This is a genomic window from Nocardioides panacis (assembly GCF_019039255.1).
Classification (GTDB): Bacteria; Actinomycetota; Actinomycetes; order Propionibacteriales; family Nocardioidaceae; genus Nocardioides_B; species Nocardioides_B panacis.
The window spans coordinates 882197-898711 of record NZ_CP077062.1; the positions used below are offsets into that span (position 1 = coordinate 882197).

The window sequence follows — 16515 nt, forward strand, 5'->3', positions numbered from 1 at the left end:
CGGATCGCACCGGGTAAGTTTTACCAGGTTGCCCCGGGAACGCGGTCGGAAGGCCGGGTTGCGGTGCGCGCTTGATCCTTGAGAACTCAACAGTGTGCTAAAAGTCGACGAATTAATTTGTAACGCCAGTCGGCAGGTTGCGATGGATCCTTTCGGGGGTTTGTTGGTATCTGTCGATGATTCCTTTAGGTAAGACCGCTTTTCTTTCATTCCTTCGGGGGTGGGGGAGGGCAACTCTTGCTGGGATGCTCCTAGATTGTTGATGAAATGCAGCGCCTTTGGGTGTTGTGTGATTCTACAGAATTCAACGGAGAGTTTGATCCTGGCTCAGGACGAACGCTGGCGGCGTGCTTAACACATGCAAGTCGAGCGGTAAGGCCCCTTCGGGGGTACACGAGCGGCGAACGGGTGAGTAACACGTGAGCAATCTGCCCTTCACTTCGGGATAACTCCGGGAAACCGGTGCTAATACCGAATACGACCACTTCAGGCATCTGATGGTGGTGGAAAGTTCTGGCGGTGGAGGATGAGCTCGCGGCCTATCAGCTTGTTGGTGGGGTAATGGCCCACCAAGGCAACGACGGGTAGCCGGCCTGAGAGGGTGACCGGCCACACTGGGACTGAGACACGGCCCAGACTCCTACGGGAGGCAGCAGTGGGGAATATTGGACAATGGGCGAAAGCCTGATCCAGCAACGCCGCGTGAGGGATGAATGCCTTCGGGTTGTAAACCTCTTTCAGCAGGGACGAAGCGCAAGTGACGGTACCTGCAGAAGAAGCACCGGCCAACTACGTGCCAGCAGCCGCGGTAATACGTAGGGTGCGAGCGTTGTCCGGAATTATTGGGCGTAAAGGGCTCGTAGGCGGTCTGTCGCGTCGGGAGTGAAAACTCAGGGCTTAACCCTGAGCCTGCTTCCGATACGGGCAGACTAGAGGTATGCAGGGGAGAACGGAATTCCTGGTGTAGCGGTGGAATGCGCAGATATCAGGAGGAACACCGGTGGCGAAGGCGGTTCTCTGGGCATTACCTGACGCTGAGGAGCGAAAGTGTGGGGAGCGAACAGGATTAGATACCCTGGTAGTCCACACCGTAAACGTTGGGCGCTAGGTGTGGGGCTCATTCCACGAGTTCCGTGCCGCAGCTAACGCATTAAGCGCCCCGCCTGGGGAGTACGGCCGCAAGGCTAAAACTCAAAGGAATTGACGGGGGCCCGCACAAGCGGCGGAGCATGCGGATTAATTCGATGCAACGCGAAGAACCTTACCTGGGTTTGACATATGGAGAAAACTGTCAGAGATGGCAGGTCCGCAAGGGCTCTATACAGGTGGTGCATGGCTGTCGTCAGCTCGTGTCGTGAGATGTTGGGTTAAGTCCCGCAACGAGCGCAACCCTCGTCTTATGTTGCCAGCACGTAATGGTGGGGACTCATAAGAGACTGCCGGGGTCAACTCGGAGGAAGGTGGGGATGACGTCAAGTCATCATGCCCCTTATGTCCAGGGCTTCACGCATGCTACAATGGCCGGTACAAAGGGCTGCGATACCGCAAGGTGGAGCGAATCCCAAAAAGCCGGTCTCAGTTCGGATTGGGGTCTGCAACTCGACCCCATGAAGTCGGAGTCGCTAGTAATCGCAGATCAGCAACGCTGCGGTGAATACGTTCCCGGGCCTTGTACACACCGCCCGTCACGTCACGAAAGTCGGCAACACCCGAAGCCAGTGGCCCAACCCGTAAGGGAGGGAGCTGTCGAAGGTGGGGCTGGCGATTGGGACGAAGTCGTAACAAGGTAGCCGTACCGGAAGGTGCGGCTGGATCACCTCCTTTCTAAGGAGCTTTTGGCGGGTGGCTCATCATGGCTGCTCGTCCATTGGTTTGTTTCGGAAACGTTCGTTTTCCGGCAGGCCAGCTCACTAGTGGAACGTCGACTATTTGGTCAGCTCGTCTTTGAGCTCTCGTCAGTACTGTCTGGTGCCCTGTTGGGGTGTTGGGCGTGGAACCTCGGGGGGGGACGGAGGGGTTGGTCTAGCACACTGTTGGGTCCTGAGGGATCGAGAGTTTTTTCTCGTTTCTTCTGGGCCACCCTTTCCGTGTACTGCCGGGTTGGTCGATGTCTTCGGGTGTCGGTCGGTGCGGTGAGCGCGGGGTGTGGGGGTGGGTCCGCCCGTAATTTGAGAACTACACAGTGAACGCGAGCATCTTTGTAGCAAGACAAGCTACTAAGGGCACATGGTGGATGCCTTGGCACCAAGAGCCGATGAAGGACGTAGGAGCCTGCGATAAGCCCCGGGAAGTTGGCAACCGAGCTGTGATCCGGGGATTTCCGAATGGGGAAACCCAGCTGGAGTCATGTCCAGGTACCTGCCCCTGAACACATAGGGGGGTTTGGAGGGAACGTGGGGAAGTGAAACATCTCAGTACCCACAGGAAGAGAAAACAAAAGTGATTCCGAGAGTAGTGGCGAGCGAAATCGGAACAGGCCAAACCTATTGCGTGTGATAGCCGGCAGGCGTTGCGCAGTGGGGGTTGTGGGGCCGTCACGTCAGGACTGCCGTTCTGGCACAGAGTAAGAAACCATCGTTGAAGTTGAAGCGGACTGGAAAGTCCCGGCGTAGAGGGTGATACCCCCGTACACGTAAGACGATGGCTCTGAGACGTCACCCCAAGTAACACGGAACCCCTGAAATTCCGTGTGAATCTGGCGGGACCACCCGTTAAGCCTAAATACTCCTTGGTGACCGATAGCGGACAAGTACCGTGAGGGAAAGGTGAAAAGTACCCCTGGCGGGGAGTGAAATAGTACCTGAAACCATGTGCCTACAATCCGTTGGAGCGAGACCTTGTGTCTTGTGACAGCGTGCCTTTTGAAGAATGAGCCTGCGAGTTTGCGTTGTGTGGCGAGGTTAACCCGTGTGGGGAAGCCGTAGCGAAAGCGAGTCCGAATAGGGCGGTTGAGTCGCACGATCAAGACCCGAAGCGGAGTGATCTATCCATGGGCAGGTTGAAGCGCGGGTAAGACCGCGTGGAGGACCGAACCCACCAGGGTTGAAAACCTGGGGGATGACCTGTGGATAGGGGTGAAAGGCCAATCAAACTCCGTGATAGCTGGTTCTCCCCGAAATGCATTTAGGTGCAGCGTCGTGTGTTTCTTGCCGGAGGTAGAGCACTGGATAGTCTAGGGGGGCCTACAAGCTTACCGAAATTAGCCAAACTCCGAATGCCGGTAAGTGAGAGCGCGGCAGTGAGACAGTGGGGGATAAGCTCCATTGTCGAGAGGGAAACAGCCCAGACCATCAGCTAAGGTCCCTAAGCGATAACTAAGTGGAAAAGGATGTGGAGTCGCACAGACAACCAGGAGGTTGGCTTAGAAGCAGCCACCCTTGAAAGAGTGCGTAATAGCTCACTGGTCAAGTGATTCCGCGCCGACAATGTAGCGGGGCTCAAGTTATCCACCGAAGCTATGGGATTCACGCAATAGCCCGGCCCCCTTGTGGGGTCCAGGTGTGTGGATCGGTAGGGGAGCGTCGTATGGCGAGCGAAGCAGCGGTGTGAACCAGTTGTGGACGCCATACGAGTGAGAATGCAGGCATGAGTAGCGAATGAGGAGCGAGAAACTCCTCCGCCGAATGATCAAGGGTTCCAGGGTCAAGCTAATCTGCCCTGGGTAAGTCGGGACCTAAGGCGAGGCCGACAGGCGTAGTCGATGGACAACGGGTTGATATTCCCGTACCGGCAAAGTAGCGCCCATGACGAACCTAGTGATGCTAAGTGCCCTAAGCCTTCTAGATCCCTTCGGGGACGTGGAGGTGGAGCGCACGACCCGAACTAGTAGTAGTCAAGCGATGGGGTGACGCAGGAAGGCAGTCCAACCGTGGCGATGGTAGACCACGGCTAAGGATGTAGGGCGAGGGGTAGGCAAATCCGCCTCTCATGTGCCTGAGATCTGATGGGGAGTCCTTTTGGACGAAGTGGATGATCCTATGCTGTCGAGAAAAACCTCTAGCGAGCTATGCGCCGCCCGTACCCCAAACCGACTCAGGTGATCAGGTAGAGAATACTAAGGCGATCGAGTGAACCATGGTTAAGGAACTCGGCAAAATGCCCCCGTAACTTCGGGAGAAGGGGGGGCCGGATTCGTTATAACGCAAGCTGTTAGAAGCGATGATGGCCGCAGAGACCAGGCCCAAGCGACTGTTTACTAAAAACACAGGTCCGTGCTAAGTCGTAAGACGATGTATACGGACTGACTCCTGCCCGGTGCTGGAAGGTTAAGGGGACGTGTTAGTTCTTCGGAGCGAAGCGCAGAACTTAAGCCCCAGTAAACGGCGGTGGTAACTATAACCATCCTAAGGTAGCGAAATTCCTTGTCGGGTAAGTTCCGACCTGCACGAATGGAGTAACGACTTGGGCGCTGTCTCAACCATGGACTCGGCGAAATTGCAGTACGAGTAAAGATGCTCGTTACGCGCGGCAGGACGGAAAGACCCCGGGACCTTTACTACAATTTGGTATTGGTGTTTGGTTCGGCTTGTGTAGGATAGGTGGGAGGCTTTGAAGCGGCGACGCCAGTTGTCGTGGAGCCAACGTTGAAATACCACTCTGGTCGTACTAGATATCTAACCTAGGTCCGTTATCCGGATCAGGGACAGTGCCTGATGGGTAGTTTAACTGGGGCGGTTGCCTCCTAAAATGTAACGGAGGCGCCCAAAGGTTCCCTCAGCCTGGTTGGCAATCAGGTTTCGAGTGTAAGTGCACAAGGGAGCTTGACTGTGAGACAGACATGTCGAGCAGGGACGAAAGTCGGGACTAGTGATCCGGCGCTGGCATGTGGAAGCGGCGTCGCTCAACGGATAAAAGGTACCCCGGGGATAACAGGCTGATCTTCCCCAAGAGTCCATATCGACGGGATGGTTTGGCACCTCGATGTCGGCTCGTCGCATCCTGGGGCTGGAGTAGGTCCCAAGGGTTGGGCTGTTCGCCCATTAAAGCGGCACGCGAGCTGGGTTTAGAACGTCGTGAGACAGTTCGGTCCCTATCCGCCGCGCGCGCAGGAAACTTGAGAAAGGCTGTCCCTAGTACGAGAGGACCGGGATGGACGAACCTCTGGTGTGCCAGTTGTTCCGCCAGGAGCACGGCTGGTTAGCTACGTTCGGAAGTGATAACCGCTGAAAGCATCTAAGCGGGAAGCACGTTTCAAGATGAGGTTTCCCACCGGGTAACCGGGTAAGGCCCCCAGCAGACTACTGGGTTGATAGGCCGGAGGTCGAAGGCAGTAATGTACGGAGCCGACCGGTACTAATAGGCCGAGGGCTTGTCCCTCAAAGATGTTACGCGTTCACTGTGTGGTTCCCGAGTTACGGTCGGGAGCTCGATGATCCCCCCCCCAAGGGGACAGCTCCACCGACACACCCCCAGTATGCGTGGGCGGGTGGCCGGTGCGGGGTGGTCCTTGGGTGGTGTGGGGTCGACGGGCCCTGGCACAACTCCATAGAGTTACGGCGGCCATAGCGAGAGGGAAATACCCGGCTCCATTCCGAACCCGGAAGTCAAGCCTCTCAGCGCCGATGGTACTGCAACCGGGAGGTTGTGGGAGAGTAGGACGTCGCCGGACAACTTTTCCTCGTAGAGGCCACCCCCAGGGGTGGCCTCTACGTGTTTTCCCAGACCTATTGCTGGGTGTATTACCGGTTGTTGCGTCACCGGGCCGCCTGCGGTTCCTGGGCCCGACCCGGTTCGCGGTGCTGGCCGGTCGGGGTGTTTCCTGGTCCATGTTCGTGCGTTGCCTTTTTCGAGGAGTGTTCCTGATGGCTACCCCCCCGTCCTCCGACCGCGGAACCAGCGGCGACAACCGCGGCGACCGCGGCGACAAGCGCGGCTCCCAGCGCGGCTCCCAGCGCGGCGAAAGCAGCAGCAGCGGCGGCAAGCGGGCCGGTGCCGGCTCCGCACGGGGCACCGCCGGCAAGAGCGCCGGCAAGAGCACCGGCAGAGGCGCCGGCACGGGCGCCGGCAAGAGCACTGGCTCGAGCCGCGGCGCCGGGTCCTCCGTGCGGGGCCGCACCGAGGACCCGCCGTTCTCCCGCTCCCGCACCGAGGGCCGCACCGACCGCCCCACCGGCCGGCCCACCCGCGCCGCCAAGGACGCCGACGCACGCACCGACGCACGCACCGACGCACGCAGCGGGGCGCGTTCGGACGGGCGCGGGAACCGGACCAGCGCCCCGGCCCCCCGGACCCGCGGCGAGAACGGCGAACGCTCCGAGGAACAGACCCGCTACGACGGCCCCGACCTCGACCCCGAGATCACCGGCAAGGAGCTCGACCACAACATCGCCCAACAGCTGCGCGGCCTGCCCGAAAAGCTCGCCAACCGCGTCGCCCGCCACCTCGTCGCCGCCGGGATGCTCCTCGAGGACGACCCCGAGACCGCCTACGCCCACACCCAGGCCGCCCGCGCCCGCGCCGCCCGCATCGCGGTGGTCCGCGAAGCCTGCGGCGAGGCCGCCTACGCCGCCGGCCACTACACCGAAGCCCTCACCGAGCTCAAAGCCGCCAAACGCCTCAACGGCGCCCAGGACTACCTCCCGGTGATGGCCGACTGCGAACGCGCCCTGGGACGCCCCGACCGCGCCCTGACCCTGGCCCGCAACCCCGCCGTCGCCAACCTCGAACCCCACCTCAAAGCCGAGATGACCATCGTCGAGGCCGGCGCCCGCCGCGACCAGGGCCAACTCGACGCCGCCCTGCGCACCCTGGAAAACGCCCCACTCCGCAACAAGACCCACGCCAACTGGGTCGTCCGCCTCCGCTACGCCTACGCCGACACCCTCCACGCCGCCGGCCGCACCCCCGAAGCCCTCGAATGGTTCCACCGCACCATCGCCATCGACAACGACCACACCACCAACGCCGAACAACGCATCCACGAACTCGAGAACCAGAACAACTGAGGACCGCAGCGCGACCAGCGGGTCGGCCTGCGCGTCTGTCCCGCCCGTCAGACGTCGAGGACCTCGACGCCCTGCGGGACGTAGGTCAGCAGGGCGCAGTTCTGCTTGACCAGCTCCTCGTCGGCCACGTCGCCGGAGCGCCGGTCGATCAGGGTCCGCCAGATCTCGTTGCGCCGGAACACCCGTCCCTCGTGACGCAGGAACTGCTCGTCGCGAGCGCTGACCCGGTAGGTGTGCGGGGGAGGGGCGTCGGCGCGGAGGTCGCCCTCGAGGTGCCGGTCGCCCACGTGCACCAGGATCTGGAGGGTCCGGTCGGTGTCGTTGCGGACCACCAGGTCGACGTAGTTGTAGACGATCGAGCAGCCGACTCCCCAGGGCAGCACCCGGCCGTTGTCCGGGAACGGGTCGAAGCTGTGCTCCGAGCGCTCCACGACGGTGAGGGGCGAGTGCAGGAACATCCAGTGCAGCAGGTTCGCCAGCTGGCAGATGCCGCCGCCCACGCCGGCGTGCGCCTCGCCGTTGGACAGCCGCATCCCGTCGACGTACCCCTTGCGGCGGGTGCAGCTGCCGACGACCCGGTTGAAGGAGAACGTCTCACCGGGGCGCACCAGCAGGCCGTCGACGCGAGCGGCGGCGAGGCGCAGGTTGGTCACCTTGCTGTGCTGCAGCCGCATGTCCGCGCCGGCCAGCTCGCGCAGCAGCAGGGAGCGGTGCCGCTTGACCCGGGCCGGCAGCGCCTCGTCCTCGCGGTCGGAGGCCCAGGTCGCCCCGGACGTCGCCCAGGCGACCCGACGGCGGAGCTGGTGCACCCGCACCGCGAGCGGGTACAGCGCCGGATGCCGCTCGGTGAGCCGAGGTGGTGCGGTCACCCGTGCGGGTGGTGCGAACGCCTCGACCTGCTCGGCTGATGTGGACATCGGGACCCCCGTCCGTCGTACGTGCGCACACCGTACGACGGAGCGGGCGCGGGGGACGCCCACGGGTCCGTGTCCCGCCGATTTTCGCCTGCGTCGGCGGTCTGGCAGAATGAGCGGCTGAGTCCTGCGTGCCCGGACCCTCTCATCCGGCCACGTGTGACACCGCGCAGTGCGCTCGACCTGGCCCCACCAGGCCCGAGCCGCTCACCCATTCACGAACATCCAAGGAGACACCACACTCGTGGCCGTCAAGATTCGCCTGAAGCGTATGGGCAAGATCCGTACGCCGTACTACCGCGTCGTCGTCGTCGACTCCCGCAAGAAGCGCGACGGCAAGGTCATCGAGCAGATCGGGAAGTACCACCCGAAGGAGGAGCCCTCGCTGATCGAGGTCACCTCCGACCGGGCGCAGTACTGGCTCGGCGTCGGCGCCCAGCCGTCCGAGGCCGTCGAGGCCCTGCTCAAGATCACCGGCGACTGGCAGACGTTCAAGGGCCTGCCGGGCACCGAGGGCACCCTGAAGGTCAAGGAGCCCAAGCGCGACAAGACCGAGATCTTCAACGAGGCCCTTCGTGAGGCCGGCAGCGACAAGCAGGCCGAGGCCGTCACCAAGAAGAGCGCGGCGAAGAAGGCCGACAAGGCCGAGGACGCTGCTCCCGCCGAGGAGAAGACCGAGGCTGCCGCCGAGGAGACGCCCGCCGAGGCTGAGAAGCCCGCGGACGCCGACAAGCCGGCCGAGGCCTGATCCCCGTGCTCGCCGAGGCTCTCGAGCACCTCGTCCGCGGCATCGTCCGGCACCCGGACGACGTCGTGGTCGACGACAAGCAGCTGCGTCGTGGCTCGGTCCTCGAGGTGCGCGTGCACCCCGAGGACCTGGGCAAGGTCATCGGTCGCGGGGGCCGCACGGCCACCGCGCTGCGCACCGTCATCGGTGCGCTGGCCGGCAAGGGCGGCGCCCGTGTCGACTTCGTGGACGTCGACCGGAAGCGCTGAACCTCAGCACACGCAGGACCCAGCACCAACAGACGAGGCGGGTGGCCGAGAGGCCCCCGCCTCGTCTGCATCCCCGGACCAGGAGAATGAGCGCATGAGCAGCAGTCCCGCGGGCCACGAGGTCGTCGTCGGCCGGATCGGCAAGGCGCACGGCATCAAGGGCGAGGTGTCCGTCGAGCCTCGCAGCGACGAGCCCGAGCGCCGGTTCGCCGACGGGGCGGTGCTCGGCACCCGGACGCCGCGCGGCACCGAGCCGCACTCCACGCACCGTCCGACCACCCTGACCGTACGACGCACCCGCTGGCACCTGTCCCGGCTGCTCGTCACGTTCGTCGGCGTGGACGACCGCACCGCCGCTGAGGCGCTGCGGGGACTCTCGCTCGTGGTCGACCTCGACCCGGCGGACGTGCCCGAGGACCCCGAGGAGTTCTACGACCACCAGCTCATCGGCCTGGCGGTCAGCACCACCGAGGGCGTCGAGGTGGGTGAGGTCTCCGACGTGATTCACGGCGCCAGCCAGGACCTGCTCGCGGTGCGCACGTCCGACGGGCGCGAGGTGCTGGTGCCGTTCGTGTCCCAGCTCGTCCCGGTCGTCGACGTGCCCGGCGGGCGGCTCCAGGTGGCCGACCGCCCCGGCCTGATCACCCCGTTGCCGGACGAGGACTGAGCGTGCGCATCGACGTGGTCTCGATCTTCCCCGAGTACCTCGCGCCGCTGCGGCTGTCGCTGGCCGGGAAGGCGCAGGACGCCGGCGTGATCGACGTACACGTGCACGACCTGCGGGACTGGACGCACGACCGGCACCGCACCGTCGACGACAAGCCGTACGGCGGCGGAGCCGGCATGGTGATGAAGCCCGAGCCGTGGGGGAGGCGCTGGACGCCCTGGTCCCCGCGGACGCCAGGAGCACGGTGCTGGTCGTGCCCACCCCCAGCGGGGAGCCGTTCACCCAGGCGGTGGCCGCCGAGCTCGCGTCCGCCGACCGGCTGGTGTTCGCGTGCGGCCGCTACGAGGGCATCGACCAGCGGGTGCTCGACGAGGCCGCGACCCGGATGGCCGTGCGCGAGGTCTCGCTCGGCGACTACGTGCTCAACGGCGGGGAGGTGGCCGCCCTGGTGGTCACCGAAGCGGTGGCCCGGCTGCTGCCCGGCTTCCATGGGCAACCCGGAGTCGCTGACCGAGGAGTCGCACGGTGCCTCCGGGCTGCTGGAGTACCCCGTCTACACGAAGCCGGCCGCCTGGCGCGGCCACGAGGTCCCGCCGGTGCTGCTGTCCGGCGACCATGCCCGGATCGCGGGCTGGCGTCACGAGCAGGCCGTACGACGGACCGCCGACCGCCGACCGGACCTGCTGCACCCGAGCGCGACGCTGACCCTCGCGGGGGTCGGGGACGCCGAGGTGCGCACCGCGACGCCCGGGGACGCCCCGGAGCTGCTGGTGCTGCAGCTCGCCTGCTGGGTCACCGAGGCCCGGGCGAACGCCACCCTGGACGTCCCGCCGCTCGGCGAGGACCTCGACGACGTCCTCGCCTGGCTGGCGGACTGGACCACGCTCGTCGTCCGCAGCGGGTCGCGGCTGGTGGGCGCGGTCCGCGGCCGCCTCGACGGAGACGTGTGGCACGTGGGCCGGCTGATGGTCGCGCCGGACCTGCGGGGACGCGGTCTCGGCCGCTGGCTCCTCGAGCGGATCGAGTCGGCGGCGCCCCCGGACGCCCGCCGGCTCTCGCTGTTCACCGGGGCGGCGAGCACCGACAACCTGCGGATGTACAAGAAGGCCGGCTACCGCTTCGAGCGCGAGCAGCCTGAGGACACCGGTGTGGTGCGCCTGGGCAAGCCGCTGCGCCGCTAGCCGATTTCCCCGCAACCCGCGGGCTGTGGCAAACTTGCTCCTCGCATCCGTTGCGTTCCGGCCACTCGTCCAGCACCTGGGGGAGGACCGGCGGACCACCTGCCACAGGGGGGCGTTCCGCGCGACGCAGCAGACGGAGCGACCCGATCCGCACACCCCCTGTTCCGTGGGTGACCTGTGGCGCCTACGAGGAGACACCATGACCAACGTCATCGACACGCTCGCCGCTGCCACCAAGCGCGACGACATCCCCGAGTTCCGCGCCGGCGACACCCTCAAGGTGGACGTCAAGGTCGTCGAGGGCAACCGCTCCCGCGTCCAGGTCTTCCAGGGCGTCTGCATCCGCGTGCAGGGTTCCGGCATCGGCCGCACCTTCACGGTCCGCAAGGTCTCCTTCGGCGTCGGCGTCGAGCGCACCTTCCCGCTGCACACCCCGATCATCGACAAGATCGAGGTCGTGACCCGCGGTGACGTCCGTCGCGCCAAGCTGTACTACCTGCGCAACCTGCGCGGCAAGAAGGCCAAGATCAAGGAGAAGCGCGACGCCACGCCGTCGCGCTGACCGACCTCCCCAGCCGTTCCGGACCTCCCGTTAGGCTCGTCGCGTGACCCACGCGCCCGACCATGACTCCACGGGGTCCGTGACCGGGTCCACCACGGGGGACGCCTCGGGGGGAGACGCCCGGGACGGTCGAGCCCGCCGCGCCCGCACGACCGGGGAAGCGGCGTCAGCAGCTGCCGATCTGGCAGGAGATGACGCTGCTCCTCGGCATCGCGCTGGTGCTGGCGATCGTCATCAAGGCGTTCTTCATGCAGGCCTTCTACATCCCGTCGGCCTCCATGAACGACACCCTGGTCGAGAACGACCGCATCCTGGTGCAGAAGGTGTCGTACTGGGGCGGCGGGTCGCCGCACCGCGGTGACATCGTGGTGTTCTCCGACCCGGGCGGCTGGCTCGGCGTCGGGGAGACCAAGGCGCCGGGCAACCCGGTCGCCCGCGTCCTCGAGCTCTTCGGGCTCTACCCGACCGGCGGTCACCTGGTGAAGCGGGTGATCGGCGTGGGCGGCGACGAGGTCAAGTGCTGCGACGCGCGGGGCCGGATGACCGTCAACGGCGTCCCGCTCAACGAGAAGTCCTACCTCGCCCAGGGCGAGAAGCCGTCGATGATCAACTTCGACGTCAAGGTCGAGCCCGGCTACCTGTGGGTGCAGGGCGACAACCGCTCGAACTCCGCGGACTCCCGCGTCCACCTCGGCGACCCCGGCGGTGGGCAGGTGCCCGTCGACGACGTCGTCGGCAAGGTCTTCGCGGTGGTCTGGCCGTTCGGGCACGCCCAGGCCCTGCACACGCCCGCCACGTTCGGGTCGGTCAAGTAGCCCTTCCCCCGGCGCGCTACAAAGGGACTGTCATGACAGCTCTTCCCCGAGGCCTCACCGTCCGCAAGGACGCCGGCCTGTACGGCTACGAACGGGCCCTGCGGCGCGTCGGGCTCGACCCGGTCGCGGGCGTGGACGAGGCGGGTCGCGGTGCGTGCGCCGGCCCGCTGGTCGCCGCGGCGGTGGTGCTGCCCGACGGCAAGCGGGGACAGGTCCCCGGTCTGGCCGACTCCAAGCTGCTGACCGCCGCGGCCCGCGAGCGGGCGTACGTCGAGGTGCAGCGCCGTGCCCTCGCCTGGTCGGTCGTCGTCGTCGAGCACGACGAGTGCGACCGGCTCGGCATGCACGTCGCGAACGTGGAGGCGCTGCGCCGGTCGCTGGCGAGGCTCGACGTGCGCCCGTCGTACGTGCTGACCGACGGGTTCCCCGTCGACGGACTGGAGGTCCCCGGGCTGGCGATGTGGAAGGGCGACCGGGTCTCGGCGTGCATCGCGGCCGCGTCGGTGATCGCCAAGGTGACCCGGGACCGGATCATGACCCGGCTGCACGAGGACTACCCGGAGTACGACTTCGGGACGCACAAGGGCTACATCACCCCCGAGCACACCGCGGCGCTGACCCAGCACGGCCCGTGCGCGATCCACCGGCGCCGGTTCGTCAACGTCCGGCGCGCATCCGAGGCGTTCACCGGTGAGCCGGTGCCGGGATACGCCGACGGGGTCGGGGACAATGGCGACGTGGACGTGGACCGGGTGGAGGCAGGGCGATGAGCGCCGAGGACCTCGAGAAGTACGAGACCGAGATGGAGCTCCACCTCTACCGCGAGTACCGCGACGTGGTGGGGATCTTCAAGTACGTCGTGGAGACCGACCGGCGCTTCTACCTGTGCAACCAGGTGGACGTGAAGGCGCGCACCGAGGCCGGTGACGTGTTCTTCGAGGTCTCGATGACCGACGCCTGGGTGTGGGACATGTACCGCCCCGCGCGGTTCGCGAAGAACGTGAAGGTGCTCACGTTCAAGGACGTCAACGTCGAGGAGCTCAGCCCGCCGGACATCGAGCAGCCGCTGCCCTGACCTCGGGCCAGTTCCCCTCCACAGGCGCACGACCCCGCGGGTCGTCCCCAGGACGGGAGTTCGACCGGGACGGGGGTCGGTCCCGCGGGGGAGCCTTCCCCCATGACGACCCCATCCCTGACCGGGAGTGCCCAGGCGGCCCGGCGCCGCGAGCTCGGAGCCTTCGGCGAGGCGTACGCCGCGCGCCACCTCGTCGAGCGCGGCATGGTGCTGCTGGACCGCAACTGGCGCTGCGAGGCCGGTGAGATCGACCTGGTGCTGCGCGACGGCCGCGTGCTGGTCGTCTGCGAGGTGAAGACCCGGTCCTCCACGGCGTTCGGGTCCCCGCTGGAGGGGGTCACCGAGCGCAAGGCCGCCCGGCTGCGTCGCCTCGCGGCCCGGTGGCTGGCCGAGCACCGGGTGCACCCCGACGAGGTGCGCATCGACCTGGTCGGGGTGCTCGTCCCGTGCTCCGGCGGCCCCACCCTCGAGCACGTGCCCGGGGTCGGCTGATGGGGTTCGCGACGGCGCGGACGATCTCCCTGTCGGGCGCGACCGGGCACCTGATCGACGTACAGGTGGACCTGGCGCTCGGCGTGGTCGCCACCGCGCTCGTGGGCCGGCCGGACGCCTCGATCCAGGAGGCCCGGGACCGCTGCCGGGCGGCGGTGACCAACAGCGGCTACGACTGGCCGGCGACCCGGCGGGTGACGATCCTGCTCTCGCCCGCGGACCTGCCCAAGAGCGGTCCGCACTTCGACCTGGGCATCGCCGTCGCGGTGCTGGCCGCGGCCGGCGAGATCCCGGCGGCCGCCCTGGAGAAGGTGGTGTTCGCCGGTGAGCTCACCCTGGACGGCCGGCTGCGCGCAGTCCCCGGGGTGCTGCCGATGACGATGGCCGCCCGGGCCCGCGGGATGACCTGCATGGTCGTCCCGGAGCCGCAGGCCGAGGAGGCCGCGCTGATCCCGGAGATGGCGGTGATCGGCGCACGCTCGCTGCGCCAGGTGGTCGCGCACCTGCGGGGCGACGAGATCCCCCAGGCCGCGCCCGTCGAGCCGCTGGCCAGCGCGGCCCTGCTGAGCTGGCGCGGGGACCAGCGGATCGAGGACCTCGACCTCGCCGACGTGACCGGGATGGCGGACGCCCGCTACGCGCTGGAGGTGGCCGCCGCCGGCGGTCACCACCTGATGCTCAGCGGCCCCAAGGGCGCCGGCAAGACCACCCTGGCCGAGCGGCTCCCCGGTCTGCTGCCCGACCTCAGCCTGGAGGAGTCCCTCGAGCTGACCGCGATCTACTCGCTGTCCGGCGGTCTGCCGCCGGGCCAGACGATGCTGACCCGGCCGCCGTTCCGGGCGCCGCACCACTCCGCCTCCCGGACGAGCCTGGTCGGTGGCGGCAGCCACGGCCGGATCCGGCCAGGCGAGCTGAGCCGGGCGCACACCGGGACGCTGTTCCTCGACGAGTTCCCGCTGTTCAGCGCCGACATCATCGAGGCACTCCGGCAACCCCTGGAGAACGCCGAGGTGACCATCGCCCGCGGCGACGACACCGCGACCTTCCCGGCCCGCACCATGGTGGTGATCGCCTGCAACCCCTGCCCGTGCGGCGACTTCCACCCCACCAACCGGGACAACCGCTGCACCTGCACCGAGGTCCGCCGCCGGGAGTACCGCAAGAAGCTCAGCGGGCCGGTGACCGACCGGATCGACATCGTCCGGCACGTCGAGCCGGTCGCGCCGCACGAGCTGCACGACCCGCTGGCCCACCCGGAGTCCACCGCGGCCGTCCGGGCCCGGGTGACCGCCGCGCGGGCGCGGCAGGCCGAGCGGTACGCCGGCACCCAGTGGCGGCTGAACGCGGACGTCTCCGGCCCCCGGCTGCTCGACCGGTGGCCGCTCGCGCCCGGGGCGACGCGGGTGCTCGAGCGGCGGCTCGCCGCCGGCGCACTCACCGGACGTGGGGGCACCCGGGTGCACCGGCTGGCCTGGACGGTCGCGGACCTGCGCGGGGTCGACCGGCCCGACGTCGACGAGCTCGACGTCGCGCTTCGGCTGCGGGACGGCGACCCGCTGATGGTGTCCGCGCTGCGGCCGGCCGGTGCGCGGTGAGCGCCGCCGACCGGGTCGCCCGGGTCGCCCTGAGCCGGCTCGGCGAGCCGGGCGACCCGCGTGTGACCTCCCTGGTGGCCGAGCTCGGCGCCGGCGAGGTCTACGAGTACCTCCGCGCCGAGCGGGACCCCACCGGCGTCGCCACCGACGTCGCCGCCCGGCTGCGCGACCTCGACCCGGAGGCGGACCTGGCCCGGGCGGCCGGGCTCGGCATCCGCTTCGTCTGTCCCGGGGACCCGGAGTGGCCCGAGCGGCTGGGTGACCTGGACCGGTGCGGCCAGCTCAACGGTCGCGGCGGCGCACCGCTGGGCCTGTGGCTGCGCGGCGCCGGCCGGCTCGACGAGCTGGTGGAGCGGTCGGTGGCGGTCGTGGGCTCCCGGTCCGCCACCACCTACGGCGCCGGGGTGGCCGCCGAGATCGCCGCTCAGGTGGCCGGCGAAGGCGTCGCCGTGGTCTCCGGAGCCGCCTTCGGCATCGACCAGGCCGCCCACCGGGGTGCGCTCGCGGTCCGCGGGCCCACCCTGGCCGTGCTGGCGTGCGGGGCGGACCGCGCCTACCCGGCCGCGCACCGGGAGCTGATCGGCTACGTCGCCGACACCGGTCTGGTCGTCTCGGAGCTCCCGCCGGGCTGTGCCCCCACGAAGATCCGGTTCCTGTCCCGCAACCGGATCATCGCCGCCCTGTCCCTCGGCACGGTGGTGGTCGAGGCGGCGGTGCGCAGCGGGGCGCTGAACACCGCCAGCTGGGCCTCGCTGCTGCACCGCCCGGTGATGGGGGTGCCCGGTCCGGTGACCAGCGCTCCCAGCGAGGGCGTGCACGAGCTGCTGCGCAACCGCGACGCGGTCCTGGTGACCCGGGGGAGCCAGGTGCTCGAGCTGGTCTCCCCGAGCGGCACCTTCACGCAGTCCTGGGCCCGGGCCCCGGAGAGACCCGCCGACCGGCTGGGCGAGACCGACCGGCAGGTGCTCGACGCCGTGCCGGTCACCCAGGCGGCGTCCACCGGGTCGGTGGCCCGGACCGCCGGGCTGGCCGAGCGCACGGTGACCGAGTCGCTCGCGCGGCTGCGGGCCGGCGGCTTCGTCGAGGGCGGGGACCGTGGCTGGCGGCTCGGGCCCGCTGCGCGGTCCGGGACCGAGGCCGGGTAGCCCGGTGCCGACCGGGAGGAGGACGGCGCCACGACACCGGTGCCCCGCCTGCGGGTTGCGGTGCTGCGGGGCTCGGCCGCCGTAGATTCGGACGGTGGCCCCCGACCCCGCGCAACCCTCCGACGACGA

General features: G+C 67.5%; 13 protein-coding genes, 3 rRNA genes and 1 pseudogene. 16 read left to right on the plus strand and 1 reads right to left on the minus strand.

Translation table 11 applies throughout. The annotated features are described in order from the left end of the window. Positions 1-304 precede the first annotated feature (304 nt). From KRR39_RS04420 to KRR39_RS24315, 4 genes are all read left to right on the plus strand, one after another. Positions 305-1824, plus strand: a 16S ribosomal RNA gene (locus KRR39_RS04420). Between the two features lie 382 nt (positions 1825-2206). Continuing rightward, a 23S ribosomal RNA gene (locus tag KRR39_RS04425) occupies positions 2207-5316 on the plus strand. A 175-nt stretch (positions 5317-5491) separates the two neighbouring features. Then, positions 5492-5608 (plus strand): 5S ribosomal RNA (gene rrf / locus KRR39_RS04430). The 16S, 23S and 5S rRNA genes sit together here, the layout of an rRNA operon. Positions 5609-5801: 193 nt before the next feature. Then, complete coding sequence (locus KRR39_RS24315) at positions 5802-6944, plus strand: tetratricopeptide repeat protein (protein ID WP_254185508.1); 1143 nt, start codon at positions 5802-5804, stop codon at positions 6942-6944. A 47-nt stretch (positions 6945-6991) separates the two neighbouring features. Here the strand turns inward: KRR39_RS24315 and KRR39_RS04440 are convergent, their stop codons facing one another. Next, positions 6992-7861, minus strand: a complete 870-nt coding sequence (locus KRR39_RS04440; RefSeq protein ID WP_216940918.1) for a VanW family protein — start codon at positions 7859-7861, stop codon at positions 6992-6994. 241 nt (positions 7862-8102) lie between these two features. Between KRR39_RS04440 and rpsP the strand changes: the two genes are divergently transcribed. From rpsP to dprA, 12 genes and pseudogenes are all read left to right on the plus strand, one after another. Next, positions 8103-8606, plus strand: a complete 504-nt coding sequence (gene rpsP / locus KRR39_RS04445) for a 30S ribosomal protein S16 (protein WP_216940919.1) — start codon at positions 8103-8105, stop codon at positions 8604-8606. A gap of 5 nt (positions 8607-8611) precedes the next feature. Continuing rightward, the gene (locus tag KRR39_RS04450; RefSeq protein WP_216940920.1) at positions 8612-8854 is read left to right on the plus strand and encodes an RNA-binding protein; all 243 of its coding nucleotides are present in this window, start codon (positions 8612-8614) and stop codon (positions 8852-8854) included. Between the two features lie 94 nt (positions 8855-8948). Further along, entirely contained in the window at positions 8949-9521 is a 573-nt protein-coding gene (gene rimM / locus KRR39_RS04455; RefSeq protein ID WP_216940921.1) for a ribosome maturation factor RimM, read from the plus strand. A 2-nt stretch (positions 9522-9523) separates the two neighbouring features. Next, a pseudogene (gene trmD / locus KRR39_RS24320) lies at positions 9524-10204 on the plus strand (tRNA (guanosine(37)-N1)-methyltransferase TrmD); the annotation flags it as partial. An 18-nt stretch (positions 10205-10222) separates the two neighbouring features. Beyond that, positions 10223-10702, plus strand: a complete 480-nt coding sequence (locus KRR39_RS24325) for a GNAT family N-acetyltransferase (RefSeq protein ID WP_367303727.1) — start codon at positions 10223-10225, stop codon at positions 10700-10702. A gap of 199 nt (positions 10703-10901) precedes the next feature. Continuing rightward, positions 10902-11264 (plus strand): 50S ribosomal protein L19, encoded by a 363-nt coding sequence (gene rplS / locus KRR39_RS04465; protein WP_216940922.1) that lies wholly within the window; start codon positions 10902-10904, stop codon positions 11262-11264. Positions 11265-11455: 191 nt separating this feature from the next. After that, positions 11456-12079, plus strand: a complete 624-nt coding sequence (gene lepB / locus KRR39_RS04470; protein ID WP_216940923.1) for a signal peptidase I — start codon at positions 11456-11458, stop codon at positions 12077-12079. Between the two features lie 32 nt (positions 12080-12111). Further along, the gene (locus KRR39_RS04475) at positions 12112-12849 is read left to right on the plus strand and encodes a ribonuclease HII (protein WP_216940924.1); all 738 of its coding nucleotides are present in this window, start codon (positions 12112-12114) and stop codon (positions 12847-12849) included. Then, a complete protein-coding gene (locus KRR39_RS04480) occupies positions 12846-13154 on the plus strand; it encodes a DUF2469 domain-containing protein (protein WP_216940925.1) in 309 nt (102 codons plus the stop codon). The genes KRR39_RS04475 and KRR39_RS04480 overlap by 4 nt, the downstream gene beginning before the upstream one ends. Positions 13155-13256: 102 nt before the next feature. Then, positions 13257-13646: a YraN family protein gene (locus KRR39_RS04485; protein WP_216940926.1), complete on the plus strand. Its 390-nt coding sequence runs from the start codon at positions 13257-13259 to the stop codon at positions 13644-13646. After that, positions 13646-15241 (plus strand): YifB family Mg chelatase-like AAA ATPase, encoded by a 1596-nt coding sequence (locus tag KRR39_RS04490; protein WP_216940927.1) that lies wholly within the window; start codon positions 13646-13648, stop codon positions 15239-15241. Before KRR39_RS04485 ends, KRR39_RS04490 begins: the two co-directional genes overlap by 1 nt. Next, a complete protein-coding gene (gene dprA, locus KRR39_RS04495; protein WP_216940928.1) occupies positions 15238-16386 on the plus strand; it encodes a DNA-processing protein DprA in 1149 nt (382 codons plus the stop codon). The genes KRR39_RS04490 and dprA overlap by 4 nt, the downstream gene beginning before the upstream one ends. Positions 16387-16515: the final 129 nt, after the last annotated feature.